The sequence below is a fragment of the Thomasclavelia sp. genome, from assembly GCF_047249845.1.
GTDB lineage: Bacteria > Bacillota_I > Bacilli_A > Erysipelotrichales > Coprobacillaceae > Thomasclavelia.
On the sequence record NZ_JBKTWO010000013.1, the window covers coordinates 1 to 20460 of the forward strand.

The 20460-nt window shown below is 29.6% G+C and carries 18 protein-coding genes; 3 read left to right on the plus strand and 15 right to left on the minus strand.

The window, feature by feature from the left end:
• The 9 genes from ACLR9T_RS04970 to priA form a co-directional block, all read right to left on the minus strand.
• The coding region (locus ACLR9T_RS04970) for a LamG-like jellyroll fold domain-containing protein (protein ID WP_413108430.1) at window positions 1-3295 on the minus strand (3295 nt) is incomplete at its 3' end.
• Window positions 3296-3462: 167 nt separating this feature from the next.
• Window positions 3463-4053 (minus strand): thiamine diphosphokinase, encoded by a 591-nt coding sequence (locus tag ACLR9T_RS04975; RefSeq protein WP_413108431.1) that lies wholly within the window; start codon window positions 4051-4053, stop codon window positions 3463-3465.
• A complete protein-coding gene (gene rpe, locus ACLR9T_RS04980; protein ID WP_413108432.1) occupies window positions 4050-4691 on the minus strand; it encodes a ribulose-phosphate 3-epimerase in 642 nt (213 codons plus the stop codon). Before rpe ends, ACLR9T_RS04975 begins: the two co-directional genes overlap by 4 nt.
• A complete protein-coding gene (rsgA, locus tag ACLR9T_RS04985) occupies window positions 4684-5541 on the minus strand; it encodes a ribosome small subunit-dependent GTPase A (RefSeq protein WP_413108433.1) in 858 nt (285 codons plus the stop codon). The genes rpe and rsgA overlap by 8 nt, the downstream gene beginning before the upstream one ends.
• A gap of 11 nt (window positions 5542-5552) precedes the next feature.
• Window positions 5553-7502 (minus strand): Stk1 family PASTA domain-containing Ser/Thr kinase, encoded by a 1950-nt coding sequence (gene pknB, locus ACLR9T_RS04990; RefSeq protein WP_413108434.1) that lies wholly within the window; start codon window positions 7500-7502, stop codon window positions 5553-5555.
• 1 nt (window position 7503) lies between these two features.
• The gene (locus ACLR9T_RS04995; protein ID WP_413108435.1) at window positions 7504-8241 is read right to left on the minus strand and encodes a Stp1/IreP family PP2C-type Ser/Thr phosphatase; all 738 of its coding nucleotides are present in this window, start codon (window positions 8239-8241) and stop codon (window positions 7504-7506) included.
• A complete protein-coding gene (gene rlmN, locus ACLR9T_RS05000; protein WP_413108436.1) occupies window positions 8241-9269 on the minus strand; it encodes a 23S rRNA (adenine(2503)-C(2))-methyltransferase RlmN in 1029 nt (342 codons plus the stop codon). Before rlmN ends, ACLR9T_RS04995 begins: the two co-directional genes overlap by 1 nt.
• Window position 9270: 1 nt before the next feature.
• A complete protein-coding gene (rsmB, locus tag ACLR9T_RS05005; RefSeq protein WP_413108437.1) occupies window positions 9271-10524 on the minus strand; it encodes a 16S rRNA (cytosine(967)-C(5))-methyltransferase RsmB in 1254 nt (417 codons plus the stop codon).
• A 12-nt stretch (window positions 10525-10536) separates the two neighbouring features.
• Window positions 10537-12735 carry a primosomal protein N' gene (gene priA, locus ACLR9T_RS05010; protein WP_413108438.1) on the minus strand — a complete coding sequence of 733 codons (2199 nt, stop codon included), beginning with the start codon at window positions 12733-12735 and terminating at the stop codon, window positions 10537-10539.
• 230 nt (window positions 12736-12965) lie between these two features.
• Between priA and ACLR9T_RS05015 the strand changes: the two genes are divergently transcribed.
• Entirely contained in the window at window positions 12966-13775 is an 810-nt protein-coding gene (locus tag ACLR9T_RS05015) for a DUF4300 family protein (protein WP_413108439.1), read from the plus strand.
• Here ACLR9T_RS05015 and ACLR9T_RS05020 read toward each other — a convergent pair whose 3' ends face one another.
• The 4 genes from ACLR9T_RS05020 to gmk form a co-directional block, all read right to left on the minus strand.
• Window positions 13776-14348 (minus strand): YdcF family protein, encoded by a 573-nt coding sequence (locus tag ACLR9T_RS05020; RefSeq protein ID WP_413108440.1) that lies wholly within the window; start codon window positions 14346-14348, stop codon window positions 13776-13778.
• Window positions 14349-14395: 47 nt separating this feature from the next.
• Window positions 14396-14797, minus strand: coding sequence for a YjdF family protein (locus ACLR9T_RS05025; protein ID WP_413108441.1), 402 nt, complete (start codon window positions 14795-14797; stop codon window positions 14396-14398).
• Window positions 14798-14922: 125 nt separating this feature from the next.
• A complete protein-coding gene (locus tag ACLR9T_RS05030; protein ID WP_413108442.1) occupies window positions 14923-15333 on the minus strand; it encodes a hypothetical protein in 411 nt (136 codons plus the stop codon).
• A gap of 27 nt (window positions 15334-15360) precedes the next feature.
• Window positions 15361-15933, minus strand: a complete 573-nt coding sequence (gene gmk, locus ACLR9T_RS05035; protein ID WP_413108443.1) for a guanylate kinase — start codon at window positions 15931-15933, stop codon at window positions 15361-15363.
• Between the two features lie 95 nt (window positions 15934-16028).
• Here gmk and ACLR9T_RS05040 point away from each other — a divergent pair, with 95 nt between their 5' ends.
• Window positions 16029-17672, plus strand: a complete 1644-nt coding sequence (locus tag ACLR9T_RS05040) for an NFACT family protein (protein ID WP_413108444.1) — start codon at window positions 16029-16031, stop codon at window positions 17670-17672.
• A gap of 22 nt (window positions 17673-17694) precedes the next feature.
• Here the strand turns inward: ACLR9T_RS05040 and ACLR9T_RS05045 are convergent, their stop codons facing one another.
• Window positions 17695-18072 carry a hypothetical protein gene (locus tag ACLR9T_RS05045; RefSeq protein WP_413108445.1) on the minus strand — a complete coding sequence of 126 codons (378 nt, stop codon included), beginning with the start codon at window positions 18070-18072 and terminating at the stop codon, window positions 17695-17697.
• Window positions 18073-18146: 74 nt separating this feature from the next.
• Here ACLR9T_RS05045 and pgeF point away from each other — a divergent pair, with 74 nt between their 5' ends.
• The gene (pgeF, locus tag ACLR9T_RS05050) at window positions 18147-18896 is read left to right on the plus strand and encodes a peptidoglycan editing factor PgeF (RefSeq protein WP_413108446.1); all 750 of its coding nucleotides are present in this window, start codon (window positions 18147-18149) and stop codon (window positions 18894-18896) included.
• 8 nt (window positions 18897-18904) lie between these two features.
• Here the strand turns inward: pgeF and ACLR9T_RS05055 are convergent, their stop codons facing one another.
• Window positions 18905-20380: an NAD(P)H-hydrate dehydratase gene (locus tag ACLR9T_RS05055; RefSeq protein ID WP_413108447.1), complete on the minus strand. Its 1476-nt coding sequence runs from the start codon at window positions 20378-20380 to the stop codon at window positions 18905-18907.
• Window positions 20381-20460 lie beyond the last annotated feature (80 nt).

Here is a 20460-nt window from a genome sequence, read left to right on the forward strand (position 1 = left end):
CTAACATCTGCATTACTTTAGCTAAACGATCAAATGCATTATTTACTTCTTCTTGACTAGCATTAGCATTATCATATACAGTTTGAGCATTTTCTAATGCTGCTTTGAATTCATCAGCTACTACTGGTACTAATTTATCTAACTGTTCTTGAGTTATTGCACTAGCCATATCAAGAGCAATTGATAATGCTGTTTTATTAGTTGATATAGTAGTTTCAGATACTAAAACAGTAAATGTTGCTTCTTTACCTTGATAACTTACTGTAATTGTTTGTTTTCCTACTGTATTTTTATCATAACCTGTTATTTGATAATCTGTAATAGTTTTTTCACTTCCATCACTATATATTGCTTTTACTTCTAACCCCTTAAGATCTAATTCTTCATTTATTTTATATTCAAGTTTATCTGGCTGTTTACTAATAGCTATATCTGATAAAGTAATCTCTTTTTGAGCTTCAATTTTTATAATTGTAAATGAGTGTGGGCTTAATTCAATATCTACTGATGACTTATCATTGATGAATTCACTTTTTTCAATTGGAACATTATTAGGATTTTCTAATGTATTTTCAGCTGTAAATGAACTTCCTACTAATGTTTGAATTTCTACTTTTCTATCTGTAGCATCAAGACCATCTAGATTAATTTTCATTTTTTTACTATTTGAACGATCAACATTTACAACCGCCACATAAATATTTCCATCATCATCCTTACTAACTAATGTAGAATATGATGTTACCCCATTAGCCATTTTATCTACCTGATCAAATTCTGCAGATAAAATTTGATTACCAAAATTTTTATTAATCATTTCAAAAACTTTTGCTGAAGGAGTAGCAAAAAATTTATAATCTCCTTCACCAGTAGTTGTATTCGCTCCTGCTTGTGGTACTGCTTGTATAACTGCCTGTTGTGTAGGGCCTAATGAATCTGCTCCAGAACTATACCAATCAACTAAACAATGTTTTTGAATATACGGACTTCCTAGACGTACATATTCCATCATTACCTTAGCTATATACAATGCATGAGTTTGTGAACGAACTAGTGAATCAGTTGATCTAAATATACCATATTCAGAAATTACTGGCACCTTACCTTCTGGCATCATATTAACATAGTCTTGAACATGTTTTATTCCTACATCTTCAGCTTTTTTCATTGCTGAATCATAAAATACTTCAGGATTTGCACTTCCTCCATCTGGAGTCCCAGAATATGGATGAATGGTTAATCCATCATAATAGTCGTTATAACCACGATTATTCATCTTTGTGACAAAACCCTGAGTTTCAAAACTTGAATATATATTACATTCCTTACTATTGTCAATTATATTCATGGTTTCTTTCATTGCTTTAGAAATATCTACAAACCCATCTCTTTGTACCTGATAACTTACCCTAATCTCTTGATCTTTTGGAGGAATCATCCCATGTATTCCATCACCAAATGTAAAAGATCCATCACGATAATCAATTGTATAAACTTTATCACTGCTATCTGCATTTTCTAATGACTCTACTTTATTCCATTCAACTCCATTTACAAATACCTGAACACTATTTTCTACAACCGCTTTAAAATCATTATCTAAAACTGTACCATCTCCACTCATTGGGTTTGGATTTGCATATCTCATATATCGTTTTTGATTAGGAGTTCCATCACTGTCACTAACCGCTTTATTCCAATCATCTTTTAATACCGCATATTGACGATTAATTTTTACTAGACCACCTTCAATATATGCTTCTTCAGCACCACCATCTACAAACTGTGTCCAATATTGCTGAGATGTTGTACCATCTGTTCCACCTTGATTATTTTCATTTCCTATTTCAAAATATCTAACATTAAAAGGCTCTACATGACCATTTTGAGCACGAACTTGTGCCCAATCAACGCCACCATTTGGATTAAGACCTACTGGAGCATTTAAATATTCGATTAAATCTGCTGCATCTTGTGCTGAACCACGTCCAAAACCATAAACATAAACAATTTCTGAGTTAACATCTTGTGCAAATGTTCCTAATTCATTAATTCCAAAGGTTGGTAATATTCCATGTTGATTAGCATTATTATAAAATCCATGAATTTGTTTAATTCTATTTTCTAATGGACCTATTGCACCTTTCCATTGGAATAAATTAGATATTGTTCCTCCTGGATAGCGAATTGAACCAAAATTACACTCTTTATATAATTCTACAAAATCATCTTTCATTTTCATATTTGAACTATCAAAAGAACCATAACCATTAAAAGCATAACGATGATTGATTCCAAAAATACTTTCATCGATTGATCTTTCAATACCATTTACATTAATATTAAGATTGATTCTTATAGCTAACGAATATTTATTCATTGCATCTTTTAGTAGTTCAATTGCAGAAGAAATCTTATCTAAACTACTATTAGCATCCAGTTTTTTAGCTAATTCAATATTTTCTAGTAACGTTACTGCTTCAGATGATGAAGATTCTAATTTATTTGATCCATATAATATTTCAGCCTGTTCAATAACATCGATCAATTCATCAAATAAAATTATTCCTGCCTTATCATCATAAATAGCTTTTGCTTCTTGAGCATTAACCGCTTTTTCATAATAACGAATTTCATCCACAAAACCTCTCATCGATAAAGGATCATTACCACCATTTTTATGTCTTCCAACCAATAAATCCGTCAAACTATCTACAATATTATTTCCAGCATCTTTTTGACTATCAAATTGACCATTAATATAATAGGTTATTTTTTTTGTTGCAGGAGTGTATACATATGTTACATGTTGCCACTTATTAACATCAACACTACCATCACTATCTACATCCATTCCATTTATATATGAACTGTACTTATTATCTGCTTTTAATGATAATAAAGTTCGACCGCTCCCACTTTGTTGAAGTAAAACAGTTTTTTTAATTCCCCGATCAAATGTAGTATCATATTTATACCATAAAGAAATTGAAAAATCTCCCGCATTAGCATTTATAACATTATTAATACGCATATGACCTTCTTCACCATCACTAAAATGTAGTGACTTACCAAATTTAGAATCTTTTATTGAAACATTATCTCCTACTAATGTTCCTTGATATTCCTGCCCAGCTGAATTTTTTACTATGTTTCCATCAACATCTTCAAAATTATAATAGCCCTTTAACTTATCATTTAAATCGACATCCTGCCCTTGGATTGTTGTCGACATAGTCGTAAAAATAGATAATATCATGGCTAAACTTAAAATAATTTTCCCCATTTTTTTCATAAGTTCTCCTTTCTAAAAAACAAAAAAAGACCATCCAACTATAAAAGCTGTATGGTCTTGCCTAATTAAATAGTAACAATCCAATTACATTATATCCATCTGTTATTTTTATGTCAATATGTTTACTAATTATTCAACAAATACTCAACATATTTTAGTAAAACTTATTAAAAATCATTAGATCTAACTAAAATAACTGCTCTACTATTTCTAATATAAGAATAATTATCAATCGTTTGATTAGATACACATAGTGGATCTTCACGTCTTAAATAATAATTATTTAAAGGATACTGAGCATGTTCAATATCAATATAACTATTATCCAAAGCAAATAATGAAAAATATTTATAATCACCTTGATCAATCTTATGTTTTCCAGGCTTCAATAACTCAATTACATTTTGTTTATTTATGATTCTAATTTTGACATTACGATATTTCTCTAATAAACACATCGCACTTAAGAAATGGTCTAAACGACCACCAGTTACCCCATATACATCAATTTCATCATAACCTTTAGAAATAGCATAATCAATTGCAGCATGACTATCAGTAATATCTTTTCTTGTTGGTAGACGTTCTATTTCTAACTGTACCAATAAATCTTTGTTTTTAATAGAATCAAAATCACCAATTGCATATATTGGTTTAATTCCTTGATTAACCAATATTTCAATTCCACGATCGACACCAATGTAATCTAAGGAAGAATCCAGCTCTTCAGCTAAAGCACTACAAATACCTATTTTCATTTTAGCGACTCAATTGCTTTGGTATAATCATTACTATTAAAGATATAACTTCCTGCAACAAGCACATCAACACCAGCTTGGCGACATAACTTAGCAGTTGTCTCATTGATTCCCCCGTCTACTTCAATTAAATATTTATAATTATTATCTTGCTTTAAACTAGCTAGCTTTTTAATTTTATCTAATGCTATAGGATTGAATTTTTGTCCACCAAATCCAGGTTCAACTGACATTACTAAAATTAAATCTAAGTCTGCAAGATATGGCAATAACACCTCAACTGCTGTATCTGGTTTAATAGCTATCCCCACATCAACATTGCTTTTTTTAATATAATTGATTAAATTGTCAATTTCATCTCTATCAACAGCTTCGTAATGGAAAACAATTAATGAGGCATTGCTATCGATAAAATTATCAATGTATTTAGATGGTTCACTAATCATTAAATGAACATCTAAATACATATCAGTTATCCTACTAACATCTTTCAAAATACTGTACCCAAATGAAATATTAGGTACAAAATGTCCATCCATCACATCATAATGGATCCATTGGGCCGCCTTTATCTTATCAATTTCATCTTTTAAACAAGCAAAATCCGCTGATAATAACGAAGGTGCTATTTTAACCATATTTCCGCTCCTCTTTCTTTTTTACTTCCTGTAAATTCATTAGATAATGTTCATATCGTTCCTTAGAAATCATTCCCTTAGCTACAGCTTCTTTTACTGCACATGATGGCTCACTATCATGTAAACAGCCTCTAAATTTACATTCTTGACTATATTTTTCAAAATCATGATATGCAACTGCCAATGACTCAGGTGTAATATCTAATTCTAGTGATGAAAAACCAGGGGTATCACCTATATAACCATCATACATTTTTATTAATTCCACATGCCTAGTAGTATGCTTTCCACGTCCTAACGATTTTGAGATATTATTTGTTTCTAAATTCAGATTAATATCTAAAGCATTTAATAAACTACTTTTACCAACTCCACTTTGTCCAGTTATCACTGTTACTTTATCTTTGAAAATTGTTTTTAATTCTTCAATTCCCTGATTACCTTTTGAACTTATTTCATAAACTCTATATCCAGCTTTACGATAATCTTCAATGTATTTATTTACGTTCGCATTCTCTAAATCCATCTTTGAAATAACAATTACTGGTTCGATTTTTAAGTGTTCAATAACTAATAAAAATTTATCTAATAATACTGGTGAAAAATCTGGTTCTCTAGAAGAACTAACAATTAAAGCTTGATCAATATTACATATTGGTGGTCGAATTAAAAAATTCTTTCTTGGTAATAGTTTCATAATATAATCATCTATATATTCGACAAAGTCTCCTACAAGGGGTTTTATTTCATCTTTACGAAATTTTCCCCTTGCACGACATTGAATTATGTTATTACCATCTTCTACATAATAAAATCCTGATAATGCTTTAATTATTCTACCTTGTGACATCAATTTCCTCCTTAATCATTTGTAGATATATCTGGTTTTGAATCATAATAATATAATGTGATTGTCTCACCTTTTTTATTTACTGTACCAAATGGTTCAGGGCTCTGTTTTATTACTCTATTGATTTCAATTCTTTCAATTTCTTCATCACTTAATGAATCAGTTGATAATTTACTAAATGTAACTTTAAAATCTTTACTTTCTAAACGACTCTTAGCAGCATTAATTTCCATTCCAACAACATTCGGAACTTCAATTTCTATACCTTTTGATACTGTTAAAGTAATTGTTCGATCTGTTTCATCAGGATCTATCTTATGACCTTTTTGTAAACTCTGATCTATTACTGTTCCTTGTGGTTTTTCAGATTCTTCTTGTTCAACATTAACTTTAAAACCTAATTTAACTAAGGCTTCTTTTGCCTTTTCAACATCCATTCCAAGATAATCTCCAACAACTGTATAATTTCCTTTAGATACAGTTAAAGTAATTTCTCTGTCTTTATCTGTCGGATCGACTTTCTCGCCTTTATCTATACTTTGTTCAATAACAGTTCCTTTGGTTTTTGAAGAAACCTCTTCTTCAATAATTACTTTAAAATCTAACTTCTCTAATGCTTTTTTAGCTTTACTAACTTCCATTCCAAGATAATCATCTACAACAATATACTTACCTTTAGAAACAGTTAATTTAACAACATCACCTTCTTTTATCGTACTTCCTTTCTTAGGATCGGTTTCGATAATTTCACCTTTTTCATATTCATCAGACAATTTTTCAGTTATGTCATCACTAATTGTTACATTATATTCCTTTAATAACTCTATCGCCTGCTTTTTAGTTTTCCCTTCAAGATCAGGCATTAGATTTGTATCAGGTCTAATATTTGCATAAACAAGAAAAGCAATCACTGCAACTGCAAATATAGTTCCTACAATTATTGCAACTTTAGCTTTTATATCCAAATTTTTAAATTTAGTTATTAATTTTTTTATACCTTTTTCTTCTTGTGGTTTATCATTTTGAATTGATTCAGTAGCAGGGGTCACATTAGTAGTATTACCACCATTAAACATTGAACGTGAATCTAGAACAATTGTTGGTTCTGGTTCTGTATCATAAACAAACTCTAATTTTTCCTCATTTAAACGATCCATACAAGTATTAAGATCTTCAAGCATCTCAGAAGCACTATGATAACGATCATTAAGATTTTTGGCAGTTGCTTTAATAACAATATTTTCAACTGATTGTAAAATCGAAGGATTGAACTCTAATAAAGAAGGAAGATCTTCTTGCATATGTTTTAATGCAATATTAACAGGTGACTCACCGTTAAATGGAACCTCTCCTCTAAGCAATTCATAAAAAACAATTCCTAAAGCATAAATATCACTTTGAACTGTTGCTTTTTCACCACGAGCTAACTCAGGAGCTAAATAATGAAGTGATCCCATAATTACATCTGTCTGAGTTACCTGTGCCAATGACTGCATCGAAGCAATTCCAAAATCTGCAATTTTTGCCACACCACTATCAGTTACTAAAATATTTTGCGGTTTTAAATCACGATGAATAATTCCCAGTTGATGTGCTTTAGCAATTCCACTAACTACCTGTTTCATAATATCAATTGCTTCAACCACATGAACAGCACCACGTTTTAAGATCAATTCTTTTAATGTTCTTCCAGGAACATATTCCATTACAATATAATACTTATCTTCATCTTCACCAACATCATATATTTCAACTATATTTTTATGTGAAAGGGCTGCTGCTGCACTAGCCTCACGTTGAAATCTAGTCACATAAATAGGATCTTTAGCTAGACTTGTTCTTAAAATTTTAATCGCAATTGTTCGATTTAATATGATATCTTTGGCTAGATAAACATCTGCCATTCCTCCTTGACCAATCAGTTCTAATAATTCATAACGTTCTGCAATTATTTTTGACATCCTATTTACCTCCCCGATTATCAATAATAGCTATAGCAATATTATCATAGCCACCTTGTTCATTAGCTAAATCAATTAACTCATCTACCATTTTTGGGACTTTTAAATCTTTATTTAATATTTCTATAATCTTTCCATCATCAAGACTATTATACAAACCATCACTACAGAGCAATAATAAACTATCTGCAAATTCTAACTCAATTAAAGAAGGATTTAAACTAGTATCAGCACCAATTGCCTGCATTAAAACATGTTTTTGACTATGATGTTTTCCTTCTTCTTCAGTAATAGCACCACGCTCAATCAATTCATTAACTAGTGTATGATCTTTAGTTATCTGTACCAGTTTAGCATTTTTTAAAACATAAGCTCGACTATCACCAACATGAGATATATATAACATATCATCCATGAAAACAGCCACTACTATTGTCGTTCCCATACCATTATGTTCAATATTTTGCGTTGCCATTTTTTTAACAATAATATCAGCTTCATTAATTGTTTCCATTAACCACTTTTTCACTTCGCCATCATTATCAAATGGTGGGATACAATTAAAACAGCTTATTACATGTTCCATTACCACTCTTGAAGCAATTTCTCCAGACCGGTGTCCTCCCATGCCATCACAAACAACTGCAGCAATTTGATCTTTAATATTAACAATTACTGATGCCTGATCCTGATTTTTACTTCTTACCTTACCAATATCAGTCTTTGCATAATAGTTCATTATTTCACCTCATTCCGTTTAGCCCTTAATTGTCCACACGCACCATCAATATCACGCCCATGTTCTTTTCGCATAGTTACATTTATGTGTAATCTAAGTAGTTCGCTTTTAAATATTTCAGCTTGTTCTTTTGAACTAGGTTGATATCCATGTTCATCAACACTATTATAAGGAATTAAATTAACATACGCATTTAATCCTCTTAAATAATGTGCTAATTGACGAGCATAAATAATGTCATCATTTATATCTTTTAATAAAATATATTCAAAAGTAACTCGTCGATTTGTCTTATCAATATAATTACTAACTGCCTCTCTCAAATCATCCATTGGATGAACCTTATTTATTGGCATTAACTCATCTCGAATTTCATCATTTGGAGCATGTAATGAAATTGCCAAGTTAGTTTGAATCCCTTCTTCACTATACTTATTAATCCCATTAATCAAACCACATGTTGAAATAGTAATATGGCGCGCTCCAATAGCTAGTCCATGGGGATGATTTATAATTCTGACAAAATCCATCACATTATCATAATTATCAAATGGTTCCCCTGTCCCCATTACAACAACATGACTAATTCGCTGATTAATATCTTCCTGCACTTTAATGATTTGTGCCACGATCTCGCCAGATGTAAGGTTACGCTGTTTGTTTAGTAGACCACTAGCACAAAATGAACACTTCATATTACAGCCAACCTGGCTAGTTACACATAGTGATTTCCCGTAATCATGAACCATTAAAACAGATTCAATTAAACTTCCATCTAATAATTCAAATAAATACTTAATTGTTCCATCTTTAGATACTTGTTTTTCTTTAATATTTAGAACATCTAAAGTGAACTCTTCATTTAACTGACTTCGCAAATCTTTTGATAAATCTGACATATCCTCAAAACTTTGAGCATCTTTTTGATAAAGCCAACTAAATACTTGCTTTGCTCGAAATGGTTTTTGCTTGATTGAAGCAAAATATTCAGTTAACTGTTCTAATGAATAATCATAAATATTTCTCATCTTACTTTCCTTTTTCTAATTTACACATATAAAACCCATCGCTGTCATAAATATATGGTAAAATCTTTTTTTCTTCAATTATCTTCATATCTTGATATTTTTCAAGAAACTGCTTGATCATTAATTCATTTTCTTTTTTGTTTATAGTACAAGTACTATAAACCATTTTACCACCTTTTTTCAATAAATAGTAGGCATTGTCTAACAATTTTATTTGCAAAGGAATGATCGTATCCATGGCACTAGAATCATGATACTTTATTTCTGGCTTACGTTTCATTACACCCAAGCCACTACATGGAGCATCTAATAATATTTTATCAAATGCAGCTTGTGGATACTGCTCTTTTAATAAAGTAGCATCACCTATATGTAATTCAACATTATTTACACCCAAACGCTTCAAATTATCTTCAACTAACTTGATTTTATGCGCAAATAAATCATAAGCAACTATTTTACCTTGATTGTTCATGATAGCAGCTAAATGAGTTGTTTTACTACCTGGAGCACAACACATATCCAAAACTAAATCTGTTTCTTGGGGATCCAGTAATGGAGCAATCAGCTGACTCGATTCATCTTGAATCGTAACTAAACCATTTTTAAAATATTCTGTATTAGCAATATTACCAGCTTTATATAAAATACAATCAGGTGAAAGATTAGCTTCGCTAAAATTTATATCTTTTAACAAATCAGCTTTTGTAGTTTTTAATGTATTAACTCTAGCAGCCCTTGTTGGCGGGGTATTGTCATGTTGACAAATTTTTTTTGCTGTTTCAAAATCATACTGTTTGCTTAACATCTTAACGATCCATAACGGATGACTTGTTTCGATAGATAACTTTTTTAATTCATCTGACTCATCTACTTGACGTTTTCCATTACGTAAAAAATTTCTTAAAATTGCATTAACAAATTTCCCTGCAAAATTATCCCGCTTCTTAGCTAAACAAACTGCTTCATCAATTATTGCATAATCAGGCACCTTATCTAAAAAAATAAGCTGATATAAAGACATTAACAAAATCATCTTTTCACGCCCTTTAATTTTCTTACCTTTGACATATGGTTCTAATTGATATTCAAGATATATCTTATTTTGAATTGTTCCATAAACAATTCGTGTTGCTAAATCTTTATCACTTCTTGATAATGTACTATGCTCTAAATAATCATTTAGTGTAATATTTAAATAACTTTGTTCATTTTGATATTTTATTAATACTTCTAATGCAACTGTTCTTGCCATATATAATCCTTCCTATATTTGATTATAGGGATTAAAGTCACAAATCACATTCACTTTATTCCCTTTTTTATTATAAAAGTCACTCATCTTTTCTAATACTGGGTATAACTGTTTACTATTAGTAAATTTTATCATAATTCTTTTACGATATATATCTTGCATACGATAAACTAGACTATTTGCTGGACCAAGAATAGCCATATTATCTAGTTGTTTTTTTAAATAAGTTTTAATTTGTAAAGCACATTGATCAACTATCCCCTCGTCTTTTCCTTGAATTAAAATACTTACCAAATGAACATAGGGTGGATAAATTGCCAATCTTCTGGTTCTCATTTCTTCTTGATAAAAATTAAAATAATCGTGATTCTTGACACATTGTAACACAAAATGACTAGGATTGTATGTCTGTATCATCACCGTACCCTCTTTTTTTCCGCGTCCACTACGCCCAGACACTTGTTCAAGTAACTGAAAAGTGCGCTCATTAGCCCGAAAATCAGGAATATTTAAACTTATATCTGCATTTAAAACTCCTACAAAAGTTACATTTTCAAAATCTAATCCTTTAGCTATCATTTGTGTTCCTAATAAAATATTACCTTCTTTACGTGCAAACTGATCTAAAAGTTTTTGATGACCATCTTTCTGTTTTGTTGTATCAACATCGTATCTAATTACCCTAGCTCCTTTAAAAGTACTCTCTATCTGTTCTTCAACTTTTTGGGTTCCTGTTCCTACTAGTTTCAATCGTTCACTTGAACAATGAGGACAAATACGTGGCATTTCAATCTGATGTTCACAATAATGACAACGTAATTTATGATCAACTTTATGATATGTCAATGTTACATCACAGTGTGGACATTTTATCACTTCACCACAATCAAGACATCGAACATAAGTAGCATAACCACGTTTATTCAACAACAAGATTACCTGTTCATCACAATCAAGACACGCTTGGATTTTTTCTTTCATCACTTTTGAAAAAAGAGAATAGTTTTTATTTCTGATTTCCAAAGCCATATCAATTAATTCTATCTTTGGTAATGGAAATTGATTAATTCGTTTAGGTAGTTCATATAAATCATAAACACCTTTTTGCCCGCGACTATATGACTCTAATGAAGGAGTTGCACTTCCAAGGATAACTGGACAATTATGATATTTACCGCGTATACGAGCAATTTGGATGGTTTGATAACGTGGTTTACTTTCTTGTTTATAACTAGGATCGTGTTCTTCATCTAAAATAATCATTCCAATTTTTTCTAACGGTGCGAATATTGCACTACGAGCACCAACTACTATCTTTACTTCATCATTTAAGATCCGGCGATATTCATCATACCGTTCACCAGCTGATAATTTTGAATGTAAAATAGCAACCTGCTTACCAAATTTATGTTTAAAAGCATTGACCATCATTGGAGTTAATGAAATCTCAGGAACTAACATCAGTACTGTTTTATTATTTTTGATTACATATTTAGATAAATGCAAATATACTTCTGTTTTACCAGAGCCAGTAACCCCATGAATTAAAGCTGTATGATATGTATTTATCTTATTCATAATTCCGCTAACTACCTTTTGTTGGTCAGGTGTGAGAGGAAATTCTTGCTCTTCTTTTTTATTATCTAAATATGGATCACGGTATAATTCCTCATCTACTATTAATACCGCTTCTTGTTCAATTAGTTTATCAAGTAATCCTCTACTATATGGAAAATCTTTTAAGAGAATATTTTGATGTTCTTTTAAAAAATGGTATGCCTCTTGTTGCTTAACTGTCTTGACTACTATATTTTCATTAATCACTTTAATTACTTTTTGATATTTAATACCAACACTTTTATTAGTACTTGGTTTTAATTGAGGTGGTAACATCGCCTGAAGACAACTTATTCTGGGGGATAAAGTTAGTTTTGCAAGTGTTAAAGATAATTCTTGTAATTCTTGATTCAATAAAGGCTTTTCATCAATTACCTCGCTAATATAACGATATTTAAATCCTGCTTTTACTTCTAGCTTTTCTTTTGTTAAATCAGTATATTTACATCCTGTTACATATCCAATGATTCGTTGGTATCCAAAAGCAATTGCTACTCTTACTCCACTTGCAATATTTTCATTAGCCAAATAATCAAATGTTGTGTCTAAAGCATGAGTTGGATGTTCTACTAATACTTGTACAATATACACCATTATCATCTCCAATTTTATTTTATTCTATCACATCAAAGGTATAAATTAAAAAAATAAATGAAGTTATTAGTATTTAAAATTTATAAAAAGCTTTTACTTTGATAATAATTCTAATTGATCAATTCATTTTTTAATATTTTGATAAATAACTTACTTAATGAATATTAAGATATAGACAATTGTTTTTAAGAAAAGCACTTTATATAATACAATTAAAAGGAGGCACAATGATGTTAAAAAAAATAACTATAATTGTATTATCTTTATTTATTTTTATTGGTTGTTCAAGTAATAAGCCTATAGTTTATAGCAATCTTAACAATGATGCTAGTCAGCAGGAACTAGTTACAATTTTAAAAGATACTAATATCCCCACTAGTAATATAAAACAATTTATAAGTTATATAGATGATTTTAATCAATCTGTCTCTACATTAATTGGAGATTTTAAAGAACTTCCTAATGATGGTTTTATTTATGAACATTATATATATAACAATACTAACCAAAATGATATAAATTCTCTTATTCCTACTTTTACCTTAATAAAAAACTTCATTTATACAAATAATAACGCACAAGAAAATGATGCATTTCTTCTTGATAATTTAAATTCAATTGATACAGTTAATAAATACTCAATGAACAAAAAAGATCGCCTCAAATTTATCACTACATTTAATAGTATCTCTGTTAGCGGCATTAAAAATAATAAAATTTCTCACATCAATCAAATTGTAAAGACTTTTAACGATCGTGAATTTGAAATTAAAAATAATCAAAATATTTCTTTAATAACTTTATGGTCCCATACTTCTTTACAAAATATACGTTTTATTAATCATTGTGGTGTTTTAGTAAATAGAGATAATGAACTATATTTCATTGAAAAATACGATCAGTATTATCCTTATCAAATAACTAAATTTAATAATCGCAAAGAACTAAAAACATATTTGCTATCTCGACATAATCTCGATGGCAATGAAAATGATGGACAACCACTTATTTTTGAAAATAATAAATATTTAAACGATTGATTAATAATAACCCTTAAATAAATTGTAATACATTTTAAAATTAGTACTTATATGTAACATAATAATTTTAAAAAAATTATATGACTTAGGAGCTTGTGCACTAACCATTGCATAATCAAGTTTAAATTTACGTGCATAATGATCAGCTTTACGTAGATGCCAGCTATTAGTAATAACTATACAATTTTCAAAAGCATTCTTATCCATTATTTCTCTTGCATACATTAGATTATGATATGTACACATTGCTTTATCTTCTTTAAAAAGAATATCTTGTTTAATTCCTAATTCAAGCGCATACTTTTCCATTATATCTGCTTCTTTATATCTGTTTTTTACACTACCTCCAGAAAAAATAATAAATTTTATTTCCCCTTTTTTATATAATTCAACAGCTTTATCAACTCGTGATTTCATAACTTTTGATGGTTTACCATCATTGTCAGCAGGATAGCCGCAAACTATTGCACAATCATACTTTGTATATCTGTACTTCTTTTGAGGGTATTTAAACACAATTATAAAAACAATAAGATTGATTACTCCAAACCACCCAATCATCTTTTTCAACATATTTTTACCTTCTTTCCATATTTCCCAGGAAATACGACAAAAGGGAATCAATGTCCCCTTTTCTTTGCTTTACGTTTTTCCTGTTTTAAACGAAACAAATAATCTTTTCTATCCCTTTCCAACTCTTTTTGGTTAGATTTCTTTATTTGTTTATTTTGCTCATGCTGCTTTTTTAAAGCTTGCATAGATTTTGTTCCAACAGATAAATTTGAACTTTGTTTTTTTATTATTCGTTGCATTCGTTTAGGATTTTTAGGTTTATTATTTACCCTTTCATGATAACAAGCATTAAAAGACAAGGTATAGTAGTTATATAAGATAAACTTATATATATCACCATCTTTTGGTTCACTACCAAAAACAACTTTTTCAACATAAATATCTTTACCATCTTTCACATAAAACATCCCAATCCAAAACGGACCTTCAAAAAACACATTTAATTCCATAAAGCTCTCCTCCTTAAAATAACACCAAAGAAAGGACAACCTAAGGAGGCAGGTTACTGACAGTTAATAACTGCGCCTGGACTACCAACCAGACAGTGTTTTTATCTTTGTAATTCTATTATAGCTTATTTTTCTTGTCTATTTAAGAAATAACATACGATAAATAAAACTATCCAAATAATAGCTACTATCAATAAACTAATACTGACATTATTATTCAGATAAAAATAAACTTTTAAATCATCATATAAACTCATCAACAATACTAATATAACAATAAATGCAAACATATATGGTAACTTTAACTTACCATCATCTTTTTTCATCCCTTTAAATAATTTTTTATCAAATATTTTATAAGCATCTAATAGCATATATATACCTATAATAGATCCTACAAATATAAGATCAGTAGGACAAAAGATTAAATTTGTGCTTAAATTTCCCTCTACTACCTGAGCAAAATACAGAATAAAAACAACACCAGGATAAAAAATATATGTAAATAATTTAAAATATTCTTTTAATTTTTCCATCTTTCCTCCATTAAAAATCAGGGATTACTATCCCTGATTAATATGATGCTCTCTAATAATTTTTGCAATCTTATCTTTCGCTTCAAGAATATCATCATTTTCAACAACATATTTATATTCATCTTTTGTAGCTATTTCTTTTCTTGCTTTAGCTAAACGTTGCTGTACAATTTCCTCTGCTTCTGTTCTCCGCCCTCGGATTCGTCTTTCTAATTCTTCCATACTTGGAGGTACAATAAAAATCGTAGTTGCATCTGGACATTTCTCCATAACCTGAAGAGCACCTTGAACTTCAATTTCTAATACTACATTTTTACCTTCAGCAAGTAATTGATCAACATAATCTTTAGGGGTTCCATAATAATTCCCAACAAATTGAGCCCATTCTAATAATTTACCTTCATCAATTTTCTTTTTAAACTCATCTTCTTCAACAAAAAAATAATCAATTCCATCTCTTTCAACTGGACGCGGTTTGCGTGTTGTCATTGAGATTGAATAAGCTAAATTTAAACTATCATCTTTAAACAGTTCTTCTCTTACTGTTCCTTTACCTACACCACTAGGACCACTAAGAATTATTAACATTCCATTTTGCACATTAACACCCCTTTTTTAGATATGTTCATCATACAAAATACACCTTATAATGTCAATTGTTTTCAATCTATGTTATACTATTTTGGGTGATAAAAATGGCTTATGATGGAATAATGATGCATCAAGTAATAAATGAATTAAATAATACTATAACAGGTGGTAGAATTAATAAGATTTACCAAATATCTAAATATGAATTATTGATCCAGATACGAAACAATCGAACAAACTATAAGTTACTACTTTCTTGCCATCCTATGTATGCAAGAATTCAATTAACAAATTTAGTTTATCCTACCCCAGAAAGTCCAAATCCTTTAACAATGTTATTTAGAAAACATCTTGAAGGAGGATATATAAAAGAAATAAATCAAATCGAGTTAGATCGTATCTGTCATATTCTTTTTGGGTGTCATAATGAATTTGGGGATTATATAGAATATCATTGTTTTATTGAGATAATGGGTAAACATTCCAATATAATTCTTTGTAACGAAAACAAAAAAATTATTGACTGTCTTAAAAGAATAACTCCAAATATAAATAGTGAACGTTTTGTACAACCTGGAGCAACATATCATTTCCCACCAGTAAATTACAATAAATTAAATCCTTTTAATCATGATTTTATTGAAAATAATAATTTATCTAAAGTATATCAAGGAATGTCTCCAATTCTTTCAAAAGAAATTCTCTTCAGGCATGATAACGGACATGACTTTAAAACTATTATGAATGAAATAAAAGAAAGTAATCACATATACATTAGTAGTATAAATGAAAAAGAATATTTTCATTTAATTCCTCTAACACATCTACAAGTAACACCTCAAATATATTCATTATTTGATGGTCTTGATCAGCACTTTCATCTAATTGATCAAAAGGAACGTATAAAACAACAAACTTCTAATTTATTAAAATTTATTTCTAATGAATATCATAAAAATGTTACTAAATTATCAAAATTGCAGGCAACATTAGAAGATTCAAAAAACAGTGATGAATATCGAATCATTGGTGATCTTTTATATTCTAATTTAAATTTATTAAAAAAAGGAATGAAGCATATTGAATTAGATAATTATTATGATAACAGTAAAATTATGATTGATTTAGACGAAAGACTTAATCCTAAAGCTAATGCTCAAAAATATTATAATAAATATCAAAAAGCAAAGAATTCAATTAATGTATTAAATGAACAAATAAACTTAACAAAAAAAGAAATAGAATATTTTGACAGTTTATTAACATTAATGGACAATGCATCATATTATGATGCATTAGAAATAAAAGAAGAATTAGAAAATTTAGGCTACTTAAAAAAGAAAAAGAAAATAAATACTATTCGTAAAAACAAAAAACCTGCATTTGAAACATATTATACTAAAGATGGAATTGAAATATGTATTGGTAAAAATAATCTTCAAAATGATTATTTAACCTTTAAACATGCTCATCGCTATGATACATGGTTTCATGTTAAAGATATGCCAGGAAGTCATGTTATTGTTAGAGGCGATCAATTAGATGAATATACGATTCGTCTTGCTAGTAATATTGCCGCCTATTTTTCTAAAGGTAAAAATAGTAGTAGTGTCCCTGTTAACTATACATTAGTTAAAACTCTAAAAAAACCAAATGCAGCAAAACCAGGTCAGGTTATTTTAGATAAGTACAAAACGATTTATATAGATCCTGATGTCAATTGTTTAAAAGAATTAAGAAAAAAATAGATGCTTAAAGCATCTATCTTTTCTAACGATTACAACCACATCCACCACTACCAGCAGTGTTATACATTCCATTAATTACTGATTCTCCATCAGCTGCATTAATACCACTACTATTACCATATGCAGGTGTTGCATTAGCAGCGCTTGCAAATGGATTTCCATTGCTTTGAGTCATAAAAGTACGTTCATAGCGTGGATAGTAACGTGGATAGTACACAATATTATTAACATGACGGCATTCTATTGGGCAAATAATTGGTTGTTCTACATATTGATTAGAGCAACTTGTACAAACTTTTCTAGGTGCAACGATTGGAGTAGCACGGCAACTATTCATGTTGTTATTCCATCCACATCCGTTGCAATTATTACAACCACATCCTGAGTTACAAAACATCATTACCACCTCCTTTAATATACTATATGTATTATAAAATTTAGTGCTAAGGCAAATCACACAGAAAGGAATAAAATATGAAATTTATAAAATGGGATACTGTTGAAAACATTGAAGCCTATACCATAACTAAAGAGTTAGGTGACATGTCATATAACAATGAAAATAAAAAATTAGTTTTAAATAATCGCAAACAATTAGCTGAGATACTTAATACTGATTTAAACCATATGATTGCTCCCCATCAAATTCATTCCTCTAACTTTAAAGAGGTCAGTCTTAAAGATGGAGGCTCTGGAATGTATTGTAAGGATGATGCTTTCAAAGATACTGATGCTCTTTATACTAAAGATGCTGATTTATTTTTATTATCATTTCATGCTGATTGTACCCCTATTTTACTTTATTCACCAGAAACTAAGATTATTGCAGCTATACATTCAGGATGGTTAGGAACAACAAAACAAATTGTTTCTAAAGTTACAAAACATTTAATAAAAAAAGAACATTGTAATCCAACAACAATGCTAGCATACATTGGTCCATGTATATGTCAAAATTGTCTTGAAGTAATGGATAATGTCATAGATTTAGTAAAAGAAATGGACTTTGATTCAACACCATTTTATAAAAAAACAGACGAAACACATTATCTTCTAGATAACAAAGGTTTAAACAAACAGATGTTATTAAATCTTGGTCTATTAAATAATAATATTACAGTATCTCCTTACTGCACTGTTGAAAATGATGATCTATTTTATAGCTATCGCAAACATAAAGATAGCGCAAGAAATATTACAATAATTAAAAGAAAGGCTGATTAGCCTTTCTTTTAATCTTTAATAATTTCATGCATTACTTTAGGAATCAAATTAATCAGTTTACTTGGTATTACTGTATATGAGTTATCACCAATAATATCACCACAACTACCATGTAAATAAGTACCTAAGATAGCTGCATCTTTAGGTAAGTATCCTTGTCCTACAAAACTTGAAATCATTCCAGCTAATACATCTCCCATTCCTGCTGTAGCCATAGCTTTATTAGCTGTAATATTTCGATATATTTCTTTACCATCCGTAATAATAGTATTGGGACCTTTTAACACTACAATAACCCCATATTCTAAAGCAAAATGATAAACTTTTTCTACCATTTCCAACTCATCATTATAAAAACATAATCTTTTAAATTCACCATAATGAGGTGTTAAAATAACTGGTACTGGGCATGTTTTTAATAAATCTAGGTGGTTAGATATAATTGTTAAACCATCAGCATCAATAATCAATGGACATTTAGCATTCTTTATTGTATCAATAACATATTGCTCACTTTGCTCATTTAAACCCAACCCTGATCCAATTAATATCGCATCACGATTTTCATATACACTTAAATCTAAACTATCTTTTCTAAGCAAGGAAGTACATTCAGGAGTGGTTGTTGATAAAGCATCAATAACTTTTTTACTTGAACATACACAAACTACTCCGCTACCACTATACACTGCTGCTCGAGAAGCCAATAGTGATGCGCCACGATAGTGATCACAACCAGTTATATGAAGAATTTTCCCATAAATTCCTTTATGTCCATAATAACTACGCGGCTTTAAGTGGTATTTGATCCATGAAGGACTAACTAATTTAGCTAACCCTAATTCATGTCGTAAATCCTTTACATCTAATAATTCTACAGCAATTTCTCCTGTATACATATGACATTCTTCGTTTAAAAATGCTTGTTTTATAGCTGTAAGTGTCACCGTTTTACTAGCACAAACAACTACCCCATCAGGAATACCAGTATCAGGATTTAATCCTGTAGGTATATCTATAGCAATGATATCAGTATCATATAAGCTATTAATTTCGTTAACTAATATTTTTGCAATTCCTCTAACTTCACTATTTAAACCAAAACCAAACATTGCATCAATTACTACATCAGCTTTTCTGGCATCTTTTATGAATAAAGGAATATCTTCTTCATCCATAAAAGTAATTGGTACTTCCATTTCCTGAGCTTGATCAATATAAAAATTATTTGCTTTAGATAGCTTATCAGGATTTCCAAAACAATATAATTTAACATTTCTAGCTCTTAAATGTAATTTTATTCCTAAACTCAGACCATCAGCACCATTATTTCCTGGTCCACAAACAATTACAATATTATCATAATTTTTGCAATGCGGTAAAATGGCATTACTAGCTTTATCCACCAATTCTTCAATAGTATATCCTTCTTTTAATAAAGCTTCATCATACGCTTTCATTTGTCTACTTGTTGCAACATACATATTATCACCAATACTTTCTATATATTATGTAATAATTATAAAACAAATAAAAAGAAAAGCCTACATATATTATATATTAA

What these genes read in the sequence shown, in the direction of transcription:
- ACLR9T_RS05030 (WP_413108442.1), bottom strand. Translation starts at nt 15,333, where the DNA reads ATGGAAAAATTAAAAGAATATTTTAAATTATTTACATATATTTTTTAT.
- ACLR9T_RS04995 (WP_413108435.1), bottom strand. Translation starts at nt 8,241, where the DNA reads ATGAACTATTATGCAAAGACTGATATTGGTAAGGTAAGAAGTAAAAAT.
- ACLR9T_RS05025 (WP_413108441.1), bottom strand. Translation starts at nt 14,797, where the DNA reads ATGGAATTAAATGTGTTTTTTGAAGGTCCGTTTTGGATTGGGATGTTT.
- rsmB (WP_413108437.1), bottom strand. Translation starts at nt 10,524, where the DNA reads ATGGCAAGAACAGTTGCATTAGAAGTATTAATAAAATATCAAAATGAA.
- pgeF (WP_413108446.1), top strand. Translation starts at nt 18,147, where the DNA reads ATGAAATTTATAAAATGGGATACTGTTGAAAACATTGAAGCCTATACC.
- ACLR9T_RS05015 (WP_413108439.1), top strand. Translation starts at nt 12,966, where the DNA reads ATGTTAAAAAAAATAACTATAATTGTATTATCTTTATTTATTTTTATT.
- ACLR9T_RS04975 (WP_413108431.1), bottom strand. Translation starts at nt 4,053, where the DNA reads ATGAAAATAGGTATTTGTAGTGCTTTAGCTGAAGAGCTGGATTCTTCC.
- ACLR9T_RS05020 (WP_413108440.1), bottom strand. Translation starts at nt 14,348, where the DNA reads ATGTTGAAAAAGATGATTGGGTGGTTTGGAGTAATCAATCTTATTGTT.
- ACLR9T_RS05055 (WP_413108447.1), bottom strand. Translation starts at nt 20,380, where the DNA reads ATGTATGTTGCAACAAGTAGACAAATGAAAGCGTATGATGAAGCTTTA.
- ACLR9T_RS05045 (WP_413108445.1), bottom strand. Translation starts at nt 18,072, where the DNA reads ATGATGTTTTGTAACTCAGGATGTGGTTGTAATAATTGCAACGGATGT.
- priA (WP_413108438.1), bottom strand. Translation starts at nt 12,735, where the DNA reads ATGGTGTATATTGTACAAGTATTAGTAGAACATCCAACTCATGCTTTA.
- pknB (WP_413108434.1), bottom strand. Translation starts at nt 7,502, where the DNA reads ATGTCAAAAATAATTGCAGAACGTTATGAATTATTAGAACTGATTGGT.
- rlmN (WP_413108436.1), bottom strand. Translation starts at nt 9,269, where the DNA reads ATGAGAAATATTTATGATTATTCATTAGAACAGTTAACTGAATATTTT.
- ACLR9T_RS05040 (WP_413108444.1), top strand. Translation starts at nt 16,029, where the DNA reads ATGGCTTATGATGGAATAATGATGCATCAAGTAATAAATGAATTAAAT.
- rsgA (WP_413108433.1), bottom strand. Translation starts at nt 5,541, where the DNA reads ATGTCACAAGGTAGAATAATTAAAGCATTATCAGGATTTTATTATGTA.
- rpe (WP_413108432.1), bottom strand. Translation starts at nt 4,691, where the DNA reads ATGGTTAAAATAGCACCTTCGTTATTATCAGCGGATTTTGCTTGTTTA.